This window comes from Geodermatophilus sp. DSM 45219, assembly GCF_900104025.1.
In the GTDB taxonomy this organism is placed as follows: Bacteria; Actinomycetota; Actinomycetes; order Mycobacteriales; family Geodermatophilaceae; genus Geodermatophilus.
Genome location: NZ_FNIQ01000001.1, coordinates 195,303 through 215,509 on the forward strand (window position 1 = coordinate 195,303; position 20,207 = coordinate 215,509).

Sequence of the window (20,207 nt, forward strand, 5' to 3'; positions counted from 1 at the left end):
TCTGTGGCGTTTCTGTCCCCAAGCGGCCCACCAAGGGACAGTCAGCAGCGGGGTTGCTTCCCCCGGGGCGTGAGGTGCCGCGCTGCCCCTGGCCAGGCCCTAGGTCGGCCAGGAGTAGCGCGCTGTTCAGTCGTCGCCCCGACCGGCGGCTGCGGCTTCATCCGTCTTAGCGCTTTCCGCGGTCAGCAGCGCGGAGTCCAGGTGTAGGGCCCCGGGGGTGCGCAGGCGACACCGGCTCAGCAGCAACGGTGTGGGTAGGGATGCCTGCGGCATCGGGTCGGCGCTGCGCGCCCCCGGGGCGTGGGTGCTCTCGGGGCGGTGCCGGCCCTGGACAGCGAGAACCCCGGGTCGCTCAGCGGTCGGTCGCCGAGGTCTCGACTCCCAATCGCGGCAGGCGGGTCCGACACTTCGTCGGCCGTCGTCCAGCCGCCGCGGCGCCGGATGCGGACGACGTCTCGCCCCAGCGCCCACTCCGCATCGTCGACACCGGCCCCGGTCACAGGAGATCGTCCGGCCCACCATCGGGGACGTACTCCTCCTCGTCGGCGTCGTAGTCCTCGTAGTCCTCGAAGTCCTCCAGCACTGCTGGGCCAATCTCGAGGGCAGTCGACAGGTCCGCCTCCTCGAGCTCCTCCTGCCCGCGCAAGCGCAGTCCGCAGACCGGGCACCGGAACGTGTCGGCGAACAGCACGGCGGTGGCGCCCACGACGTCCCGGTGGCGCACGCCGTGCTCGTCGACGTAGGCGTCGACATCCTCGAAGATCAAGTCAGGAGACCCGCTGAGGATGCCCTGCCGGTGGCAGGCCGGGCACCTGACGGCGATCCTGTCTCGGGTCGTCGCAAGTTGCGCGACGAGCTGCCTGTCCAGCCTCGCGAGCTCCGCGTTCTGCTCCTCACCGAGGTCGGCAAACCGCTCGCGGAAAGCGTCCTTCGCACGGGCCACGAGCAGCGTCACGAATTGGTGCACCTTCGTGGCGTGCTCGTTCCGCAGAGCCTCGGCCGCGTCCGTGTAGTCGCCGAACAGGTCGCTGAGCGACTGACCCATCATCGTCAGGATCTCATCTGCGCCCTGCACGGCCAGCTGCGCCACCTGGTCCGCGACGCCGCCCTCTTCGCCGATGTGGGCAACCCCGTTGCGCGCCTGAAGCACGACGCCGAAGCGCTTGGCGAACGCCCTGCCGGCGTCCTCGTTGCCGGTCGCCCGCACCGTGCCGACCCGCACCAGCGCCTCGTGCATCCCGACGGTCCTGAGGACATGTCCCGGCTTGACACCCTGCCCCTGGCCGGCCAGCCGCACGAGGGAGAAGAAGTCGAAGTTCCTCTCGAGGAGCAGCGTGGGATGGAGGCTCGCGAGGTAGGCCTTGGCGAGGTGCTCGAGCATGATGCCGAGCTGCAGCGACGCGTCGTCGTGCTCGCCTGCGCCTGCGCCGCGCGCTCGCATGCCGCGCGCGGCATGCCGTCGCGCGGAGGCGATGAGGGACGCCGAGTCGACGGGGGATGCGGCGCCCGCCCAGACCGTGCCCACGGTGGCTGTGGCTGTGGCTGTCACCCCGGCAACGGCCGTGGCGCTGCCGCGCCACCCGAAGGTGCCGCGCCCGTAGGCGTGGGGGATGCGCGGACTGGCGCCCTGGTTGCTCGAGGAGTCGTCGCTCACGGAAAGCTCACCATCTCGACCTGACCCTGGACCGGCTGGTCGGTCGGCAGGGTGAGCGTCGCACGCCTGTCGCTCACCTCGATCGTGACCCGGGCCTGCGGGAAGCCCGACTCCCGGCCAGGACCGGTAACGACGGTGAGGCTGTGTAGCTGGCCGCGGACGAGGCGGCGGACGTCGCTGCTGTCGTTCCAGACGCGGCCCTCGACCTGGGGGATGATCGAGTACTCGCCGGGGGTGAGGCCGCGGACGACGCCGACGACGGTCCAGCCAGCGGCCTCGCGGCGGACGGTGTTGGCCTGGCCGATCAGGCGGCCGCGGTCGTCATGCACCAGCAGTGGGCCGTGCACGTCGATCGCGTCGTCGTCGATGACCTGGTTGAGGTTGGAGGCGACGCCGACCGGGAGGACGAGGCCGGTGAACCGCAGGCCGGTCTGCTCCCCGCGGGTGGCGGCCGCGGTCCGCGGGATGACCCAGGTATCGCCGACCTTGACGGCGTCGAGCTGGCCGTTGCGGGCCAGCTGCAGCACTCGCTGCCGGGAGACTCCGAGGGCGTCGGCGGCCTGGGTGACCGACATCAGCTCGGGCACTGGGGCGGCGTTGACGCGGCGGTGGAACTCGTCGGTGGGCAGCACCTCGACGGCGTAGGGCTTGTGTCCGGCGGTCGCGGCGATCGCCAGCGCGCTGCCGGCGGCCTGGCGGAGGCTTCCGGCGGGCAGGGTGAAGATCAGCTCGATGCGGCCGCCGTGGATGGCGCGGGCGACGGTGCCGTCGTAGGGCTCCAGGACGTCCATGAGGACGTCGACGGCGCTCTCGTCGAAGTCGCGCGAGTCGAGCTCGACTCGGGCGTTGTAATCCATGCGGGTGTCCTCGGGTCTGTGCGGAGGTCCGGGGAGGGGGAACATGGAGGCCGGGACGGGACCGGGGGCAATTCGTGTGCCCCCGGCCCCACCTCACCTGGCTACGGCGGCCAGGTGAACCCGGCCTGCCTCGGCGGCGCCAGGCCGGTGGCGAGACCGCGTCCGCTCTTGTAGCGGGCGGCGAGGGTGCCGACGTACTGACCCTCGCGGTTCACCATCAGGCGCCCGCTCTTGGCCTCGACGACCTCGGAACCCTGGTTGCCCAGGGCCTTCATGATCTGCTTCACGACCTTGTCCATGTTCACCCCTTCCCCTTCCTGTGCGGCTCTTTGCCGGACAAGTAAGAACCTACCTAGGGGGTTGCTGATTAGCGACTACCCGAGATGGTGAGTCGCGCCGTGTCGCGACCGGCTCAGGTCGTGGCTAGCGTCGCGGCAGGCCGGCCGGCGTCCGCATCGGCGTGTGACCGGACGCCGGCCGGCACCAACGCCGACAGGGGTCCTGACGCGGGCTCCATGTCTCTAAGCGGCCGACTATGGGACACGCAAGGGCCGGCCCTGGCTGGAGACAGCTCTACGGCCACATCGAGGGGCAACCGGGTCGCTTACCTGATACTGACCGTCCCGACATGTTGTGTGTTAATGCAACGCTCCCACTGCCCGTGCGTGCTTCTATGCCGAGACCAGTTCTCGACGTGCCCTCGCCCTGCTTGAGATACACAGATATGCGCACGCGGCAGTTCAAGAGGCACACGGTAGGTCCCATGATGTGGCGCGAGCAGTACTTCGTATGAGGACTTCATGTAGACCGATGCGAACTTCTGGATGCCCCAACGCGCGTCTCCGAATGCAGCAAAGCGCCCATCATCCTCGCCCAAGATGAGTGAGACGTCGTTGCTCGCTCGTCGCCCCGAGAGCAAAGCGGCTCGGTACTCAGACTCCCATTCGGGTGGGACCTCGAAGTTCCTGGGGTCTCCGTGTGCTGGACAGTCCCCACTGCGCTCCTCAGGATCCGGATTGGAGCCGGAATCCAGCTCTGTATCATGAACCACGTCTAACGCGATCTCCGAGTCGTCTTCCAGTAAGACGAACTGCTCCTCGAACTCCCCAGGCTGCTCGGCGCGGGCTCTTGGCTCGGCGGCGTCAATTGAATCTCCTGCACCCCCAGTCTTAAAGACGTCCGCCCGGTAGGCCTCGTCGAGGTTGCGGCGCAGGTCCGGATATCCGTCACGGTCCATACCGTCCGCGAGAGTGTGGACCGCGTCGACGGCTCGCTGAAGGCGTCGCGCGGTCCTGATGTCAAGCTGGCGTGGTGGCCAAAAGACATCGAAGGAGCGGTGGCCGACGACGACCTGTTGCTCGCCCGCGAACAACGGCATACCAATGACATCGCGACCCGCCGCACTCAAGACGCGGCGCAGATCCAGGGCAGCTACATGTGTGCCAGTCGCTGTGAGAGTCAATGCCAGAAGAACCGTTGGAAGTGCGCGGCTGCGCTCTGGAAGGCCAGGGTAATAGAGCCGAAGAGGTTGCCCCTGCGACCTGTGCCCCAATCTAGGTGCCAGGCTGATGAATCCGGCCCAGTGATCGACGTCGAAGTGGGACACGATGACCGCGCCGACTCGAGGCAGGTTGGAGCCAAGCACGCCCAACAGACGCTTCGCTACTCCAGCGGACGAAGCGCGGTAAGCGCCGCAATCCAGAATTGCAATCTCACACGGGCCGACGCCTAGCGAGGACCAGCAACCGCACCGTACAACCGTGCACGCCCCGTCACCTGCAGCGACTACTGTCTCACCAAACACGGACACGACTCTAGATCTCCATCTAGGGCACGACGAGGCAGTTCCCTTCATCTTGCTGCGTGTGCTGACTCAAGTGGCGCATGTGGCGAGAGCGCCCACTAGGGGTCGTTTGGCGCCGATGTCTCCATGACCTAGCAGGTCAGCCATGGCGCGAGCGAGGGGCGCACCCGACCCTCTACAAGCTGCGCTGCAACGGATGGCGTCCCTCCTGGATGCTGAGTGCGCCAGTCGTGTCCCTGAGGCCGCCTTTAGGGACACGCCGGAGGTCGCAGCGGCTGACCGCTTAAAAGACGATGCTTGAGCCGGCGGCGAGGCCGGTCGGGAGGGCGGGGAGTCATGAACGGGGGAGCACCGGCGAGCGTGAGTCTCTGGCGCGTGCAGCGCTAGCTGTGGTTGCCGGGGAGGCTGGTCAACCGCCCATGTCCCGATGCCCGTCCACATACTCCTCGCCGCTCCTGATAACCGGCTTCGATCCGGCTGTTGCGGGCCGAGGGAAGGGTGGGCCGGAGGCCCATCCCGCAGGGACGCGCAGCGCCCTTCCGGCGACCCGCCGCAGCCGGCATCCTCGGCCGGCTGTGGAGCGGCTGCCTGGCCTTCCTGAGGGCGCCTGGGGTGGGTCCGAGGAGCACGCCCCTCAGTCCGCAGAGTCCGCAGCAAGTCCGCAACTCAGCCAGCTTTGGTCGTCGCTGACCAGCAGCGCCCAACGCCGAAACCGCAGCTCAAGTCCAGGTTTCATCGATTACCGCAAGCAGCCGTGCATCCCGGGTCAGTTCTGGGTCCTCGAGCCGCGGACGTCCCGGCCCTAATCAGGACCGAGGTTCGCCCTGAAGGCGGCCTATGGGACACCCCTCCCCCCGCTGCCCACCGTGCTTGGAGTGGCATCCGGTCCAACCCATCGGGACCAGTCAGGATGCCAAGGTGACCGATGTCGAGGATGTCCGCGAACGTCTCAGGGCCGGGTTCGCCTGGCGGGGGGACCGCACGGACGATCGGTTCCTGGCGGACATCACGGGATGGTGGCGAGATGCCACCCTGCTGGCTGAACTTGGCCCTGCGCTGGCCGCACTCATCTCCCCCTCGCAACCGACCGTTGTCCTAGGCCCGCAGTCGAGGGGTGCCATGCTGGGTGCCCTCGTGGCCTTGGAGCTGGGGATCGGCTTGGTCGAAGTGCGGAAGGACCCGAAACCGCTGGTGGACAGCGATGCGTGGCTCATTCGCACAACGCCGCCGGACTACCGCGACCGGAATCTTCCTCTCGGTTTTCGACGTGTCCTGCTCCAGGCGGGCGACCGGGTCGCTCTCGTCGACGACTGGATCGAGACGGGCGGCCAAGCGCTGGCGAGTCGCGCCCTGGTCGAGGCGGCGGGGGCGACCTGGTGCGGTGCGGTCGTGATCGTCGACGGCCTAACGGACAGCCGCATCCGCCGACAGCTACAGCTCCGGTCGCTCCTGCACGTCCGCGAACTGCAGTAGAACGCACTGTCCCCTGGTGGGCCGCTCTGGGACAGAAGGCAGTTTCAGAGAAACAAATGAACCGCTCCTCGCGACGGGGCCGAGCTACTCCTGTCCTGGCTCTATCTCTGGGGCCAGGCGGTCGCGGGCAGCGGAAAGCAACTCGTTGTAACGAGGATCGAAGCTCTCGACCATGGTCTTCTCTAGCGCGCCCGTGAGAAGAGCCAGAGCGCCGAGTTCACCTGGGTGCGTAAAGGGCACGCCTGCCCAGTCCTCCTCGTGGTGCTGCACCAGCCACTCGAACAGGACCAGCCCAACGTCACGAGACAGCTTGATCTTGTATTCGCCGGACGCCACGGGTGGAAGCGTAGGGCGGTGCGCTGTCCCTAGGCCCTGTTTGATAAGTCCCGCAGCCAGATGTTGATGTTGGTGATCTCGATGGTGGCGTCGTAGCGGACGGCGAGCTTGTCGTACCGGGTGGCGAAGGCGCGGTTCTGCTTGTGCCGGTTGATCCCGCACTCGACGGCGTGCCGTTGCTTGTAGTGATCCCGGTCGAAGGAGGGTGGTCGGCCGCCGGCCGAGCCCTTCGCGCGGCGGTGGGCCAGCTGGTCGACCTTGGTCGGGATGGTCGCCGGGATGCCGCGTCGGCGCAGGTAGGCGCGGTTGCCGCGGCTGGCGTAGGCCCGATCGGCCAGCACCCGGTCCGGTCGGGTCCGGGGCCGTCCGGGCCCGGATCGGCGCGGTACCCGGATGCGGCCCAGCACCACCGTGAACTGCGGGCTGTCGGCGGCCTGGCCGGCCGTGAGCACCGTGGCCAGCGGCTTGCGGCCGGCCTCGACGGCCAGGTGCACTTTGGTCGTCCACCCGCCGCGGGAGCGACCCAACGCGTGATCGACCGGCTCGCCGGCCGGTGGCTGGACCTGCTGGTCGGGATGGCGGCGGGCGCCAGCGGCGTGCTGGTGCGCCCGGTTGACGGTGGAGTCCACCGACACCGTCCAGTCGATCAACCCGAGCTCGTCGGCCACCGTCTGCAGCGCGGTTTCGATGGCGGTCCACCGTCCGGCCAGCTGCCAGGCGCGGAACAGGCCGTAGACGCATTGCCAGGTGCCGTAGCGCTCGGGCACGTCCCGCCAGGGACAGCCGGTGCGGGTGCGGAATCGGATGCCGTTGATCAGCTGCCGCAACGTCCAGCGGCGAGGGCGGCCCGTCCGTGGCCTGACCGGGAGCAGTGCCGCCAGGATCAGCCACTGCTCGTCGGTCAGGTCGTGGCGGGCACCGGCCGGTAGGGTGCCGTCCACGAGGTCTCCGTGGTGAGGGTCTTCTTGGTCGTTGATCCCTCTACCGGAGACCTCGCCTACTTCCCGGCACGAACACGCCCGCTCAGCGCTTCCGCCGACTTCTCAAACACGGCCTAGGTGGGCCGCTATGGGCGAGCGAAGAGCTGGCCGCCCGCCCTACCCGCCAGGTGCCGACGCTTCTGCAGTCCTTTTCCAGTTCCCGTCTCGCTCGAGCTGCCGGCTGACTGGAGGAGAACTGGAGACTGCCGGCAACGATCGAGCGGCAGGTCCTCGGTCCCCACTGCGCCGGTGGAAGGGGTCACGTCCCGTGCGGCAGGCGCTCTCGCCGTCGGCGCACGACACAGCCGGCAGTGCTACGCCTGAGCCGACTGAGGTCCAAGTCAACGCCGCACGACGTCAGATCGCAGCACTACGTTGGCCACGCAGTGCCGCGGCGTGCAGACATCCGAGCGTGGAGGACAGGACGATGGCCAGCATCCAGGACCGATGGCGTCGCAAGGACCCGGTCACCGGCCGTCTGGTGCCCACGAAGCTGGACGGCAAGGGTCTGCGCTACCGGCCCCAGTTCCGTGACCCGTCGGGCCGTCAGGTGATGAAGGCCTTCGCGCTCAAGCGGGACGCGCAGCGCTGGCTGGACGATCAGACCGCGCATATCGCGCGGGGCACGTACGTCGACCCCGGCGCCGGCCGTCTCACCTTCGCGGAGTTCTACGCCGACTGGTCCAACCGGCAGGTCTGGGCCCCGGGCACGGTCCTGGCCATGAAGCTCGCCTCGGACTCCGTGCCCTTCGCCGACGTGCCGCTGCGGTCGCTACGCCGATCCCACGTCGAGGGCTGGGTGAAGGGCATGGTGAGCCGCGGACTGGCGCCCGGGACCGTGCACACCCGGGTCAACAACGTGCGCGCCGTCATCCGCGGCGCCGTTGCGGACAAGCTGATCTCGAGCGATCCCAGCGTCGGTGTCGCACTCCCCCGGCGCCGGCGGGCCAGCGCCGCCATGACGCTGCCCACCGCGGCCCAGGTCGGCTCCGTCCTCGAGGCCGCCGAGGACGCTTTCCGCCCCTTCGTCGCGCTCTGCGCATTCGCCGGCCTCCGGCTTGGTGAGGCCGCCGGCCTCCGGGTCGAAGACGTCGACTTCCTGCGCCGCACCCTGACCGTGGCACGCCAGGTGCAGCGTGCCGGCCGCGGTGCGGTCGAGGTCCGGTTGCCCAAGTACGGCAGCGAGCGGGTCGTCTTCCTCGCGTCCGGACTGGTCGAGATGCTGGCGGCGCACGTCGCCACGTACTGCCCGGACGGTGGCTGGCTGTTCACCGGAGCCGGCCAGGACCCGCCACACCAGAACACCGTCGGCCACCGGTGGCGCACCGCCACTGCCGCTGCCGGGGTCACCGGGCTGCGACTCCACGACCTCCGGCACTTCTACGCCTCGGGCCTGATCGCCTCTGGCTGCGACGTCGTCACCGTGCAGCGGGCCCTCGGGCACGCGTCGGCGACGACCACCCTGTCGACCTACTCGCACCTTTGGCCGAGCGCCGAGGACCGCACGCGGGCGGCCGCGCAGACCTTGCTCGCAGAATCGTGTGGACTGGACGTGGACTGGCGGGGGTCAGTAGGCCGCTGAGCTGGGGGTTTACGCGTCTCTACACGTTGAAGCGGAACTCCACGACGTCGCCGTCCTGCATGACGTAGTCCTTGCCCTCCATGCGCACCCAGCCGCGGGCCTTGGCCTCCTGCATCGAACCGGCCTCGACCAGCTGGTCGAAGGAGACGATCTCGGCCTTGATGAAGCCGCGCTGGAAGTCGGTGTGAATGACGCCGGCGGCCTGCGGGGCGGTCGCCCCGACCGGGATGGTCCAGGCGCGGGCCTCCTTGGGGCCGGCGGTCAGGTAGGTCTGCAGGCCCAGGGTGCGGAACCCGACGCGCGCCAGCTGGTCGAGGCCCGGCTCGTCCTGCCCGACCGCGGCCAGCAGCTCGGCGGCCTCCTCGGCCGGCAGCTCGATGAGCTCGGACTCGATCTTGGCGTCGAGGAGGATCGCCTCGGCCGGCGCCACGAGCGCCCGCAGCGAGGCGATCAGCTCCTCGTTCGCCAGCTCCTCCTCGTCGACGTTGAAGACGTAGAGGAACGGCTTGGTGGTCAGCAGGGTGAGCTCGCGCAGCGGTTCCGGGTCGACGCCGGCCGAGAAGAGCGTCCTCCCCTCGTCCAGCACCTTCTGCGCGTCGAGGGCGACGGCCAGCAGCGCGGCGCGCTCCTTGTCCTTGCGCGACTCCTTCTCCAGGCGCGGGATCGCCTTCTCCAGCGTCTGCATGTCGGCCAGCACGAGCTCCGTGTTGATCGTCTCGATGTCGTCGGCCGGGCTGACCTTGCCCTCGACGTGCACCACGTCGGGGTCGGTGAACACCCGGATCACCTGGCAGATCGCGTCGCTCTCGCGGATGTTGGCCAGGAACTTGTTGCCCAGCCCCTGCCCCTCGCTGGCACCGCGCACGATGCCGGCGATGTCGACGAAGGACACCGTCGCCGGGATCGTCTTCTGCGAGGAGAACAGCGTGGCGAGCGTGTCCAGCCGCGGGTCGGGCACGCCGACCACCCCGACGTTGGGCTCGATCGTGGCGAACGGGTAGTTCGCCGCCAGGACGTCGTTCTTGGTCAACGCGTTGAACAGCGTCGACTTGCCGACGTTGGGCAGCCCGACGATGCCGATGGTGAGACTCACGGAGATCCAGCCTACGTGCGCCGCGCAGCCTCCCCGCCCCGTGTCCACGAGGCGGGGAGACCGGCGGGAGCACCGCTCGCCGCGTTCCCCCGAGACGCGCGGCGAGCGGTGGACCGGGAGCGGCGACCAGGGAGACACGCCGGTCGCCTGTGACTCAGGGGGGTCGCACCCCCGTCGGGGCGTTGCCGCCGCTGCTCCTCTTTCATACGGTCTGCCTGCGTTTTCCGGACGGCCCGACGGGTTCCGGAAAAACAACGCCGGGAATCAGGACCCGGCACGGGCAGCGGGGAGACGGCAGTGGGGCGACCGCAGCGACCGATCCCGGACGACGACGTCTCCCCCGAGGCCGAGTTCGCCCGGGAGCTGCGCCGGTTGCGCGAGGGCGCGGGCAACCCCACCCTCGGCGTCCTGGCGCGGCGCACCGGGTACAGCGACACGACGCTCTCGTCGGCGATGAGCGGCCGGTGCCGCCCCTCGCTCGACGTCACGCTCGCCCTGGTGACCGCACTCGGCGGGGACGGCGACGCGTGGGAGTCCCGCTGGCGCGCGCTCCCCGGCGCCGCGGGCACCCCGGCCCCGGCCGCCGTGCCCGTGGACACGGACACGGATGCGGCCACCGAAGAGGCGCCGGCGGCGGTGCTGGTGGCCCCGCCCGCACCGGCCCCGCAGCCCGACGTCCCCCCGGCCCCGCCGCGCCGGTCCCGGCGCGCCCTGCTGCTGGCCGGTGCCGCGGCGGTCGTCCTCGCGGCCGTCGTCGCGATCGTCCTCGGGCAGCGCGGGGCCGACGAGACGGCGGTCGGCGTCACGGTGCAGAACCTGGTCACCGCCGGCGCCCTGGGCTCGCGCGAGGACACCCCCGCCTACCTCTCCACCGTGCCGCAGAACGCCTGCCGGCCGCGGGGCTGCGCCGTCCCCGGCACCGACGTGAACACCGGCGACCGGCTGCAGGTGGTCTGCCAGACCACCGGCGAGCGGACGACGAACGGCAACGACGGCGACCCCGCCGACGACGCCAACCCGCTGCTCGCGGACTCCCGTCTCTGGTACGGCGCACGGCTGGACGACGGCTCGATCGGCTACCTGTCGGAGATCTGGCTCAGCCCGATCGACCGCGGCGGCCTCGGCCTCCCCCGGTGCCCGTGACCACCCCGCTGCCCGCGCACACGCGGGTGGCCGTCGTCGGCAGCGGCTTCTCCGGCATCGGCACCGCGGTCGCCCTGCGCCGGCACGGCATCGCCGACTTCGTGGTCCTCGAGCGGGCGAGCAGCCTCGGCGGCACCTGGCGGGACAACACCTACCCGGGCGCGGCCTGCGACGTCCCCAGCCACCTCTACTCGTTCTCGTTCGCTCCGGACCCGGACTGGTCGCACGTCTACGCGCGCCAGCCGGAGATCCGCCGCTACCTCGAGCGCGTCGCGGCCGAGCACGGCGTGCTGCCGCACCTGCACTGCGACACCGACGTCCTCGCCGGGTGGTGGGACGACGAGGCGCTGGTCTGGCGCCTGGAGACCAGCCGCGGGCCGCTCACCGCCGACGTCGTCGTCAGCGGCTGCGGCGGCCTGGTCGAGCCGCACCTGCCCGAGGTCCCCGGGACCGCCGGGTTCCGGGGCCCGTCGTTCCACTCCGCCCGGTGGGACCACACGGCCGACCTCGCCGGCAAGCGCGTCGCCGTCGTGGGCACCGGCGCCTCGGCCGCCCAGTTCGTCCCCGAGCTGCAGGAGATCGCCGACCAGGTCGTCGTCTTCCAGCGCACCCCGCCGTGGGTCATCCCGCGGGCCGACCGCGCCTACACCGACCGGGAGCGGCGCCGGTTCCGGCGGCTGCCGGTGCTGCAGCGGCTGTCCCGCAGCGTGCAGTACCTCGACCGCGAGGCGCGGCTGCGCGCGCTCATCGGCAACGGCTGGCTGCGCGCCCTCTTCGAGCGGCAGTCGCTGAGCAACCTGGAGCGGCAGGTGCCCGACCCGGAGCTGCGCGCGCGGCTCACGCCGGACTACGCCATCGGCTGCAAGCGGGTGATCGTCAGCGACGACTACCTGCCCGCGCTGGCCCGGCCCAACGTCGAGGTCGTCGCCTCGCCGGTGGTCGAGGTGCGGGCGCACTCGGTGGTCGCCGCCGACGGCTCCGAGCACCCGGTCGACGCGATCGTCTACGGCACCGGCTTCCGCGTGATGGACCTCCCGCTGGCCCACCGGCTCACCGGCCGGGAGGGCCGCACGCTGCACGAGGAGTGGGCCGACGGCGGCGTCCGGGCGCACCGCGGCACCACGGTCGCCGGCTTCCCGAACCTCTTCCTGCTGCTGGGGCCCAACACCGTCCTCGGCCACACGTCGGTCGTGATCATGATCGAGGCGCAGATCCGCTACGTCCTCGCCGCGCTCACGGCCCTGGAGCGCAGCGGTGCCCGGGCGGTCGAGGTGCGCCGGGAGGCGCAGGAGGCCTACGACGCGCAGCTGCAGGCCGCGCTCACCGACACGGTGTGGAACGCCGGCGGCTGCCGCTCCTGGTACCGCGACGAGCACGGCCGCAACTTCACGCTGTGGCCGACGCACACCTCGACGTTCATCCGGCAGATGCGCCGCTTCGACGCCGAGGCCTACGCCCTGCGCACCGCCCCCGACGATGTCACGCCCGGCCAGCTGGACGCGGTCCCGTTGGGCGCGCCGCACCGGCCCGGGGCCGAGCACGGCGCCGACGGCCGGCTCGATCGACGACAGGAGCGGCATCCCGAGTGATCTGACCGCAGAGCGCCGCGTGGTCTCGGACGACCCCGCACGCTGACGACCACCGATCGGTAGCACAAGTGCTACCGTCCTTGCCGTGACCGTCGTCGGTGTCCGGGAACTGCGTCAACAGGCGTCCGAGCTCATCCGTCGGGTCGAGGCCGGGGAGGAGGTGGTCGTCACGGTGGCCGGGCGGCCGAGCGTCCGGCTGGTGCCGGTCTCTCCACGGGCGTGGCGCCCGTGGAACGACGTCGCCGAGTTGTTCCAGGGCGCCGCCGACCCCCTGTGGGAGAGCGACCAGGCAGCCGTCGACCAGCACGTGGGCGACCCATGGGATCGGCGGTGAGAGCCGTTCTGGACACGAGCGTCGTCGTCGCCACGGACGTCGGTCCGCTCCCCGGCGAGTTGGCGATCTCCGCCGTCACTCTCGCGGAGCTCCACTTCGGCGTCCTGGTCGCGAAGGAAGAGGACGTGCGGGCCGAACGGCTGCGTCGCCTGTCCGTCCTGCACCGGAGGTTCGACGCGCTGCCCGTGGACGAGGCGGTGGCCGTCAGCTACGGCCGGCTCGCCGCAGCAGTGGTATCCGCCGGTCGGCGGCCACGCGCCCGCGCCATGGACCTGCTGATCGCTGCAACAGCACACGCCCATGGCGCCCGCCTGTACACCCGCAACGCCGACGACCTGACCGGCGTCGGCACGTTGCTCGACGTGGTCCCGGTCTGACCGGACCGGGCGCCCTCCCGGTCGTCCACGGGAGACGCTCGGCTGATCAGCCACCCGGGCGGGGCAGCAGGCCGCGCTCCACGGCGACCATGACGGCCCGCGTGCGGTCGTCGACGCCGAGCTTGGCGAAGACCCGCAGCAGGTGGGTCTTCACCGTCGCCTCGCCGATGAACAGCTCACGGCCGATGTCGGCGTTGGTCAGCCCGCGCGCCACGCCGGCCAGCACCTCCAACTCGCGGGCGGTCGGCGCCTCGGCCGCCGGCGCCCGCAGGTGCGACACCAGCCGCGCGGCCACCGGCGGGGCGAGCACCGTCTCCCCGCGGGCCGCGGCGCGCACGGCCTCGGCCAGTTGGGGCAGCGGCGCGTCCTTGAGCAGGTAACCGGTCGCACCGGCGGCGACGGCCCGCACGATGTCGGCGTCGGTGTCGTAGGTGGTCAGCACCAGCACCCGGACGGCGGGATGCGCGGCGCCGATGCGCCCGGTCGCGGTCACGCCGTCCATGCGCGGCATGCGCAGGTCCATGAGGACGACGTCCGGCTCGGCCGCGGCCACCAACGCGAGCGCCTCCAGCCCGTCGGCGGCCTCGGCGACCACCGTCAGGTCCGGCTGCGCGTCCAGCCAGCCGACCAGCCCGCCGCGCACCACCGGGTGGTCGTCGACCACGAGGACCTTGATCACGACGCCGGCACCCGCACCGTCACCGACGTCCCCGCACCCGGCGCCGAGCTCACGTCTACCGACCCGCCCACCTGCTCCACCCGCCCGCGCAGCCCGTCCAGCCCGGACCCCTGCGCCTCGGCGACGTCGAAGCCGACGCCGTCGTCCTCGACGTGCACCGACACGTGGCCGGCCACCCGCGCCAGCCGGACGACCACCGCCGAGGCCCCCGCGTGCCGGCGGACGTTGGTCAGCGCCTCCTGGGCCCCGCGCAGCAGCACGATCTCCTCGTCCCGCCGCAGCGCCGGCCCCTCCCCCAGCGCCGCGGTGTCCACCCGCACCGGCAGGCCGGTCTCCCGGGCGAACCGGGACGCCAGCTGCTCCAGCGCCTCCACCAGCGTGGCGTCGTCGAGCGCGACCGGCTGGAACGCCGCCACCACCGCGCGCGCCTCGGCCAGGTTGTCCCGCGCGACCTCCTCGATGAGCCCCAGCCGGTCACGCGCGGCGGCGGGGTCGGCGGCCAGCTGCGCGGCCGCGGTCTGCGCGAGGACCACGATGCTCGTGTAGCCCTGCGCCAGGGTGTCGTGCACCTCGCGGGCCAGCCGCTCCCGCTCGGCGAGCACCCCGCGCTCCCGCTCGGCCGTCGCCAGCTCGGCCCGGGTCCGCTCCAGCTGTTCGATGAGCTCTGCCCGGTGTGCGCTCTGGTAGAGCACACGGCTCACCCACAGGCCGAGCAACAGGCTGAAGAAGAGGCTGACCCCGGTGTCGAGCAGGACGTCCCGAGCGGCTTCTCCGTTGGCGGCCCGCACCACCGGGCCGATCGCCGTGGCCACGGCCAGCAGCACGGTCCAGGCGACTCCGGTCGTCGTGCCCTGGACCACGAACCACACCTGCGGATAAGCCAGGAAGAGCAGGAAGAACAGCTCGGGGGTCACGAAGCCGAGCACGCCGAAGGCCACGACGAGGACGGACAGGTACAGCGCTGCCCGCCACGGATGCCCGCGCGAGATCGCCGGCGCGCCGATCCCCGCGTAGGCCAGCGCGAGCACGGCGAGGACGGCGAGCGCCGCGACCCGCCGTCCGCCGTCGGAGCCGGTGGCGGTGGCGACCAGGGCGAGGGTCCACAGCGCTGCGGCCACCACGTGCAGCCCGGCCAGCGTCGCCTGCCACCCGCGTTCGGTCAGCGGCTCGCCGCCGCCCTCCCCCACCTGCGGCGGGAGGAAGGCGGCGGCCAGCCCGTGGCGGAGGTTCACCCGCCACGCCGCCAGCGGAACGTCCGGACGCACACCACGACCCCGACGATCACCCACGCCACCAGCACCACGGCGGTCATCCCGTGCTCCCATCCACCGCCGACCTCGGCCGCGGCGGCCTGCTCGGGGAGGAAGACCGAGCGCATCCCCTGGGTCAGCCACTTGAGCGGGAAGAAGGCGGCCAGCTGCTGCATCCACGTCGGCAGCTCGGAGAAGATGAAGAACACGCCGGAAGCGAACTGCAGCACGATCGCGATCGCCGGGATCACGGCCCCGGCCGAGCGGGCACTGCTGACGAAGGCGGCGGCCGTGACGCCGAGGACCGTGCCGGCCAGTGCCCCGAGCAGGGCCACCCAGGCGAAGGTCAGCCAGCGCGCCGGGTCGTCGGGCAAGGGGATGTCGTAGGCCAGCGACGCCACGGCCAGCAGCAGGGCCAACTGGGCCACCGTCGTCACCAGCACCTGCCCGGCCTTGCCGGCGAAGTAGGCCGCCGCCGGGGTGCCGAGAGTCTGCAGCCGGGCGAGGTCTCCGCGGTCGCGCTCCTCGGGGATGGCCGTGCCCAGCGCCTGGAAGCTGGTCAGCATGATCCCGGTGGCCGCGATCCCGGCGAGGAAGTACTGGCTGAAGGTGACCCCGCCGGGGACCACCTGGTCGCCGAACACCGCGTCGAAGATCGACAGCATCAGCACCGGGTAGGCGAAGGAGAAGATCACCTGCTCCGGTTCGCGGACGAACAGCCGCAGCTCGAGCACGACCCGCGCCAGGGCGATGGACGCCCACGACGGCGGGGCCGGTCGGGTCAGGGGCGCAGCGGTCATCGCGGGTCCTCCTCCGCGGCGGCGACCATGCGGAGGTAGACGTCCTCCAGGTCGGGGCGGGTGACGGTCAGGTCGGGCACCTCGCCGTGCGGGACGGCAGCGAGCAGGTCGCGCAGCAGCGCGGCCGGGGTGGCGGTGTGCACCTCGCGGGGGACGCCGTCCTCGGTCCAGCGGACGGTCGCCCCGGCGCGCAGGTGCCCGCCGAGCTCGGCCGGCGGCGCCACCTCCACCAGCCGGCCGGCCGTGATGACGCCGACCCGGTCGGCCAGCTGGGCGGCCTCGTCCAGGTAGTGCGTGGTGAGCAGGACCGTCGTCCCGGCGTGCCGCAGGGAGCGGACCAGTGCCCAGAACTGCCGTCGCGCGGCCGGGTCGAGCCCGGTGGTCGGCTCGTCGAGGAACAGCAGCTCCGGTCGCCCCTGGACGCCGAGCGCCACCTCCAGCCGCCGGCGCTGCCCTCCGGAGAGCTTCTCGACCCGAGTTCGGGCGGTGTCGCGCAGGCCCACCAGGTCGAGCAGTTCGGTGCTCGGGACCGGCGTCGCGTGGTAGTGGGCGAAGTGGTCGACCGTCTCGCGCACGGTCAGGGCGTTGCCGGCGCCGGTGGTCTGCGCGACGACGCCGACCCGGTCCCGCCAGGCCCGGTCGCCGGACACCGGGTCGACACCGAGTACCCGCACCTCGCCGGCGTCGCGGCGGCGCACGCCCGCGAGCACCTCCACGGTCGTCGTCTTGCCCGCACCGTTGGGCCCGAGCAGGGCGAAGACCTCCCCACGGCGGACGTCGAGGTCGACCCCGTCGACGACGGCGCGTCCGCCATAACGCTTGACCAGCCCGCGCACGCGGACCGCCGGGAGGTCGTCGGGCGCCGGCCTGCTGGGGGCCGGGACCGGCTGGATCATCTGCATGCCGCGACCCTCCTCCCTGGCGCCGCCCGGCGGGACCGCCGGAACACGGGTCCTGCCGTCCACCGACCGGTGGACGACGGGACTCCCGACCGCCCCCGTCCTTCATGATCGACTCCAAGACTGGACTGATTCCATTTTCACCCTGCAGCGCCCGGTGCCGCGTGCCACGGTGGGTCGCGCGTCATGCTGTCGAGTGCGAGGGGGATCCATGGTGTCCGAGGGACCGCGTCGGGTCGGGATGGCCGTGGTCGGCCTGGGTGGAGCGGTCGCCACGACCGCGGTGGCGGGGCTGGAGATGCTCCGGGCCGGGGGTGACACGGCAGGGCTGCCGCTGGCAGGACTGGAGGTCGGCGGCCGCCCCGCCGAGGAGGCGACCGGCCTGGCCGAGTACACCGACCTGGTGGTCGGCGGCTGGGACCTCGACGGCTCCGACCTGCGCAAGGCCGCGGAGCAGCACGGCGTCCTCGACCACCACCAGCTGGAGCAGGCCGGGCCATATCTGTCCTCGGTGACCCCGTGGGCGGCAGCCGGCGACGCCGACTTCTGCCGCAACGTGACCGGCGGCAACGTGGCGCTGGCCGAGACCCGCCGCGCCCAGGTCGATGCCGTCCGTGCCGACCTCGTCCGCTTCCGCGAAGAGCAGCAGCTCGACGGGCTCGTCCTGGTCAACCTGGCCTCGACCGAGCGCTGGCCGGACCCCGGAGCGCCCGTGCTGCAGACGATCGAGGCGTTCGAGGCCGGGCTGGACGCCGACGACCGCTCGATCACCCCCTCGATGGTCTACGCCTACGCCGCGATCGCCGAGGGTGTCGGCTACGTCAACTTCACGCCCTCGCTGGCCGCCGACGTCCCGGCGCTGGTCGCCTTCGCGGAGAGCCGCGGCGTCCCGGTCGCCGGCAAGGACGGCAAGACCGGCCAGACGATGATGAAGACGGTGCTCGCGCCGGCCTTCCGCAGCCGCGCGCTGACCGTGGAGGGCTGGTACTCCACCAACATCCTGGGCAACCGCGACGGCCTGGCCCTCGAGGACCCGGACTCGCTGTCGAGCAAGCTGCAGACCAAGGGCAGCGTGCTGGACTCGATCCTCGGCTACCCGGTCGAGGACCACGTCGTGCGGATCGACTACTACCGCCCGCGCGGGGACCAGAAGGAGGCCTGGGACGCCATCGACCTGGTCGGCTTCCTCGGCCAGCGGATGCAGGTCAAGGTCGACTTCCAGTGCCGCGACTCGATCCTGGCCGCGCCGCTGGCCATCGAGCTGGCCCGGCTGACCGACCTGGCCCAGCAGCGCGGGGAGGGCGGCGTGCAGACCCAGCTCGGCTGGTTCTTCAAGGCGCCGATGTCCCCCGACGGCGCCACTCCCGAGCACGCCCTGCACCGGCAGGAGCGGGTGCTGCTCGACTGGGTCGCCGCGGGCGCGGCCGGCCGGTGACGGGCGGGTCCCCCGCCCTCGCCGCGCTCCGCCCGCTGCTGACCGAGGTCGGCGACGCCAAGCGGGTCCGCGTCGCCGGCCGCGCCGGGTCGCTGGCCGAGCAGTCCTTCGCCCGCGCCTGGGGGCGGCTGGTCGCCGGCGAGGACGCGACCGCGGTGGCGCTGTCGGAGACGGCGGCCGCCGTGGCCCGGGCCCGGCTGGCCGGCATCGACGGTGCGGTCCTGCGAACTGCGGGTCTCGGCGACGACGAGGCGCGGGGCGTGCTGCGGCGCGGGTTCGACGAGGTCGCCGGCCCGCTCGACGCCGGCCTGCGGCCGCGGCTGCGCGAGGCGCTGCCGCTCGCCGTCCTCGCGTCCGAGCCGCCGGCGCTGGCCGCCCGGCTCAACGCCCAGCCGCGCGCCGGGGCCACCGCACCGGGCGTGGCGCGGGTCATCGTGGAGCCGCCGGAGAGCCACGGCGACCACTGCCTCACCGTGGCCGTGTACGGGGTGCTGGTCGCGCCGGTGTTCGGCGCCGACCCGGTCGCACCGTTCCTCGTCGGGCTGGCCCACCACCTGCACAACGTGGTGCTGCCCGACGCCGGGTTCGCCGGGGAGGTGCTGCTCGGCGCGGCCCTCGACCGGGTGCTGACGACGCTGGAGGAGCGCGAGCTGGCCGCCCTGCCGGGCGAGCTGGCGGAGCGGTTGCGCACGGTGCTGCGGCTGCGGGCGGACGCCGGGGCGCCGGAGTCGCAGGCCTTCCACGCCGCCGACGTCCTCGACCGGGTGCTGCAGGTGCACCACCACGCGCGGGCCGCCGCGTTCACCGCCGCGCAGGCGCTGGACGACCTGGAGCTGGTGCACGCCGGGCCGGTGCAGGCGTTCCACCTCGACGTCCTGGCGGCGGCGGGGCTGTGAGCGTGGTGGCACCGGCCGTCCCGGTGGTGGACGGCATCCCGTTCGCCCGGGCCGGCCGCGACGGGCTGCGCGCGGAGGTGGCCGGCCTGCTGGCGCACGACGAGGTCGACCGCGCCCGGGTGCTGCTGCTGGCCGACGCCGACGACTGGTGGACCGAGCCGCCGCCGCCGCCCGAGCAGCTGGCCCGCGTGCCGGCGGCGGAGACGCTGCGCGAGGCGATGGGGCTGCTCGGCATGGGCCGGGTGGCCGACTACTTCGCGCACCGGTGGTCCGACCCCACCCACCTGGCCGGGCTGGCGCTGCTGCAGCAGCACTGGCCGGGGAGCAGGCCCGTGGTGGACGTCGCCTGCGGGATCGGCACCCACCTGCGCGAGCTGGCCCGCCGCGGCTGCACCGACCTGGTCGGCGTCGACGTCGTCTGGGCCAAGCTGTGGCTGGCCCGCCGCTTCGTCTGCTCCGCGGCCCGCTACGTGTGCGCCGACGTGACCGCCGTCCCCGGTCCCGCAGTTCGGCAGCCGGCCTACGTGCTGTGCCACGACGCCTTCTACTTCCTGCGCGACAAGCCGGCCGCGGCCGCGGCGATGCGCGCGCTGGCTGGGGACGGCGGCACCGTCGTCGTCGGGCACGCGCACGTCGCCGACCCGCACGGCGAGCCGCTGACCCCGGAGGGCTACGCCGCGGTGCTCGGCACCGACCTGCTCTACGACGACGCCGAGCTCACCGCGTCGCTGCTCGCCGGCCGCCCGCCCCGGCCGGCCCCGGCCGGGGAGCTGCACGACAGCGAGGCGGTCGGGCTCGTCGCGGGCGACCCGTGCCCGCCGGCACCGGCCGACCTCGGCGAGCCGCTGCCGCCGCTGCGGCCGAACCCGCTGTACACCGACGGCGCGCTGCGCTGGCCCAGCGAGCGCTACGCGACCGAGTACGGCCCCCGCTCGGGGTACCTGCCCCCGCGGTGGCCGGACCCGCTGCCGGCCGACGCCGCCCGCCGCCGGCTCCTCGTCGACCTGCCGGAGGCGTGGTGAGCGC

20 protein-coding genes are annotated in these 20,207 nt (G+C 72.3%); 9 read left to right on the forward strand and 11 right to left on the reverse strand.

Annotation, left to right across the window (positions count from 1 at the left end; genetic code table 11):
* Positions 1-496 precede the first annotated feature (496 nt).
* The 4 genes from BLR12_RS00955 to BLR12_RS23835 all read right to left on the reverse strand — a co-directional run bounded on the left by BLR12_RS00955 (position 497) and on the right by BLR12_RS23835 (position 3,889).
* Positions 497-1,654 carry a hypothetical protein gene (locus tag BLR12_RS00955; protein ID WP_091372259.1) on the reverse strand — a complete coding sequence of 386 codons (1,158 nt, stop codon included), beginning with the start codon at positions 1,652-1,654 and terminating at the stop codon, positions 497-499.
* Positions 1,651-2,511 carry a helix-turn-helix domain-containing protein gene (locus BLR12_RS00960; RefSeq protein ID WP_143018663.1) on the reverse strand — a complete coding sequence of 287 codons (861 nt, stop codon included), beginning with the start codon at positions 2,509-2,511 and terminating at the stop codon, positions 1,651-1,653. The genes BLR12_RS00955 and BLR12_RS00960 overlap by 4 nt, the downstream gene beginning before the upstream one ends.
* Before the next feature lie 101 nt (positions 2,512-2,612).
* On the reverse strand, positions 2,613-2,810 hold the full coding sequence (locus BLR12_RS00965) for a hypothetical protein (protein ID WP_143018664.1): 198 nt from the start codon (positions 2,808-2,810) through the stop codon (positions 2,613-2,615).
* A 305-nt stretch (positions 2,811-3,115) separates the two neighbouring features.
* Positions 3,116-3,889, reverse strand: coding sequence for a hypothetical protein (locus tag BLR12_RS23835; protein WP_143018665.1), 774 nt, complete (start codon positions 3,887-3,889; stop codon positions 3,116-3,118).
* 1,344 nt (positions 3,890-5,233) lie between these two features.
* On the opposite strand from BLR12_RS23835, the gene BLR12_RS00970 reads away from it, so the two are divergent.
* Positions 5,234-5,788, forward strand: a complete 555-nt coding sequence (locus tag BLR12_RS00970) for a phosphoribosyltransferase family protein (RefSeq protein ID WP_255363222.1) — start codon at positions 5,234-5,236, stop codon at positions 5,786-5,788.
* A gap of 84 nt (positions 5,789-5,872) precedes the next feature.
* Here the strand turns inward: BLR12_RS00970 and BLR12_RS00975 are convergent, their stop codons facing one another.
* Positions 5,873-6,124: a hypothetical protein gene (locus BLR12_RS00975; protein ID WP_091372270.1), complete on the reverse strand. Its 252-nt coding sequence runs from the start codon at positions 6,122-6,124 to the stop codon at positions 5,873-5,875.
* 29 nt (positions 6,125-6,153) lie between these two features.
* Positions 6,154-7,065 carry an IS5 family transposase gene (locus tag BLR12_RS00980; RefSeq protein ID WP_091372273.1) on the reverse strand — a complete coding sequence of 304 codons (912 nt, stop codon included), beginning with the start codon at positions 7,063-7,065 and terminating at the stop codon, positions 6,154-6,156.
* A 466-nt stretch (positions 7,066-7,531) separates the two neighbouring features.
* Here BLR12_RS00980 and BLR12_RS00985 point away from each other — a divergent pair, with 466 nt between their 5' ends.
* Positions 7,532-8,686, forward strand: a complete 1,155-nt coding sequence (locus BLR12_RS00985) for a tyrosine-type recombinase/integrase (RefSeq protein WP_091372276.1) — start codon at positions 7,532-7,534, stop codon at positions 8,684-8,686.
* Positions 8,687-8,705: 19 nt separating this feature from the next.
* Here the strand turns inward: BLR12_RS00985 and ychF are convergent, their stop codons facing one another.
* Positions 8,706-9,779, reverse strand: a complete 1,074-nt coding sequence (gene ychF, locus BLR12_RS00990) for a redox-regulated ATPase YchF (RefSeq protein ID WP_091372278.1) — start codon at positions 9,777-9,779, stop codon at positions 8,706-8,708.
* A 297-nt stretch (positions 9,780-10,076) separates the two neighbouring features.
* Between ychF and BLR12_RS24210 the strand changes: the two genes are divergently transcribed.
* From BLR12_RS24210 to BLR12_RS01010, 4 genes are all read left to right on the forward strand, one after another.
* A complete protein-coding gene (locus BLR12_RS24210; RefSeq protein WP_176832295.1) occupies positions 10,077-10,922 on the forward strand; it encodes a helix-turn-helix domain-containing protein in 846 nt (281 codons plus the stop codon).
* Positions 10,913-12,511 (forward strand): flavin-containing monooxygenase, encoded by a 1,599-nt coding sequence (locus BLR12_RS01000; protein WP_176832296.1) that lies wholly within the window; start codon positions 10,913-10,915, stop codon positions 12,509-12,511. Before BLR12_RS24210 ends, BLR12_RS01000 begins: the two co-directional genes overlap by 10 nt.
* 85 nt (positions 12,512-12,596) lie before the next feature.
* Positions 12,597-12,845, forward strand: coding sequence for a type II toxin-antitoxin system Phd/YefM family antitoxin (locus tag BLR12_RS01005; protein WP_091372289.1), 249 nt, complete (start codon positions 12,597-12,599; stop codon positions 12,843-12,845).
* The gene (locus tag BLR12_RS01010; RefSeq protein WP_091372292.1) at positions 12,830-13,222 is read left to right on the forward strand and encodes a type II toxin-antitoxin system VapC family toxin; all 393 of its coding nucleotides are present in this window, start codon (positions 12,830-12,832) and stop codon (positions 13,220-13,222) included. Before BLR12_RS01005 ends, BLR12_RS01010 begins: the two co-directional genes overlap by 16 nt.
* A 46-nt stretch (positions 13,223-13,268) precedes the next feature.
* On the opposite strand, the gene BLR12_RS01015 is transcribed toward BLR12_RS01010, so the two are convergent.
* From BLR12_RS01015 to BLR12_RS01030, 4 genes are read right to left on the reverse strand one after another with little or no spacing between them, the layout of a single operon-like run.
* Positions 13,269-13,901 carry a response regulator gene (locus BLR12_RS01015; RefSeq protein WP_091372296.1) on the reverse strand — a complete coding sequence of 211 codons (633 nt, stop codon included), beginning with the start codon at positions 13,899-13,901 and terminating at the stop codon, positions 13,269-13,271.
* Positions 13,898-15,133: a sensor histidine kinase gene (locus BLR12_RS01020; RefSeq protein WP_091374156.1), complete on the reverse strand. Its 1,236-nt coding sequence runs from the start codon at positions 15,131-15,133 to the stop codon at positions 13,898-13,900. The genes BLR12_RS01015 and BLR12_RS01020 overlap by 4 nt, the downstream gene beginning before the upstream one ends.
* Complete coding sequence (locus BLR12_RS01025; protein WP_091372298.1) at positions 15,130-15,951, reverse strand: ABC transporter permease; 822 nt, start codon at positions 15,949-15,951, stop codon at positions 15,130-15,132. The genes BLR12_RS01020 and BLR12_RS01025 overlap by 4 nt, the downstream gene beginning before the upstream one ends.
* Positions 15,948-16,853: an ABC transporter ATP-binding protein gene (locus BLR12_RS01030; RefSeq protein WP_255363223.1), complete on the reverse strand. Its 906-nt coding sequence runs from the start codon at positions 16,851-16,853 to the stop codon at positions 15,948-15,950. Before BLR12_RS01030 ends, BLR12_RS01025 begins: the two co-directional genes overlap by 4 nt.
* Before the next feature lie 211 nt (positions 16,854-17,064).
* On the opposite strand from BLR12_RS01030, the gene BLR12_RS01035 reads away from it, so the two are divergent.
* Genes BLR12_RS01035 through BLR12_RS01045 form a run of 3 tightly spaced genes read left to right on the forward strand, consistent with a single transcriptional unit; the run spans position 17,065 to position 20,203 of the window.
* On the forward strand, positions 17,065-18,285 hold the full coding sequence (locus tag BLR12_RS01035) for an inositol-3-phosphate synthase (RefSeq protein ID WP_255363224.1): 1,221 nt from the start codon (positions 17,065-17,067) through the stop codon (positions 18,283-18,285).
* Positions 18,282-19,181, forward strand: a complete 900-nt coding sequence (locus BLR12_RS01040; protein ID WP_091372304.1) for a hypothetical protein — start codon at positions 18,282-18,284, stop codon at positions 19,179-19,181. Before BLR12_RS01035 ends, BLR12_RS01040 begins: the two co-directional genes overlap by 4 nt.
* Positions 19,178-20,203: a class I SAM-dependent methyltransferase gene (locus BLR12_RS01045; protein ID WP_091372308.1), complete on the forward strand. Its 1,026-nt coding sequence runs from the start codon at positions 19,178-19,180 to the stop codon at positions 20,201-20,203. Before BLR12_RS01040 ends, BLR12_RS01045 begins: the two co-directional genes overlap by 4 nt.
* Positions 20,204-20,207 lie beyond the last annotated feature (4 nt).

Coding starts and splice junctions, on each gene's coding strand:
- BLR12_RS01025 (WP_091372298.1), bottom strand. CDS start 15,951: ATGACCGCTGCGCCCCTGACCCGACCGGCCCCGCCGTCGTGGGCGTCC.
- BLR12_RS23835 (WP_143018665.1), bottom strand. CDS start 3,889: ATGCCGTTGTTCGCGGGCGAGCAACAGGTCGTCGTCGGCCACCGCTCC.
- BLR12_RS01030 (WP_255363223.1), bottom strand. CDS start 16,853: ATGCAGATGATCCAGCCGGTCCCGGCCCCCAGCAGGCCGGCGCCCGAC.
- BLR12_RS00965 (WP_143018664.1), bottom strand. CDS start 2,810: ATGGACAAGGTCGTGAAGCAGATCATGAAGGCCCTGGGCAACCAGGGT.
- BLR12_RS00960 (WP_143018663.1), bottom strand. CDS start 2,511: ATGGATTACAACGCCCGAGTCGAGCTCGACTCGCGCGACTTCGACGAG.
- BLR12_RS01010 (WP_091372292.1), top strand. CDS start 12,830: ATGGGATCGGCGGTGAGAGCCGTTCTGGACACGAGCGTCGTCGTCGCC.
- BLR12_RS00985 (WP_091372276.1), top strand. CDS start 7,532: ATGGCCAGCATCCAGGACCGATGGCGTCGCAAGGACCCGGTCACCGGC.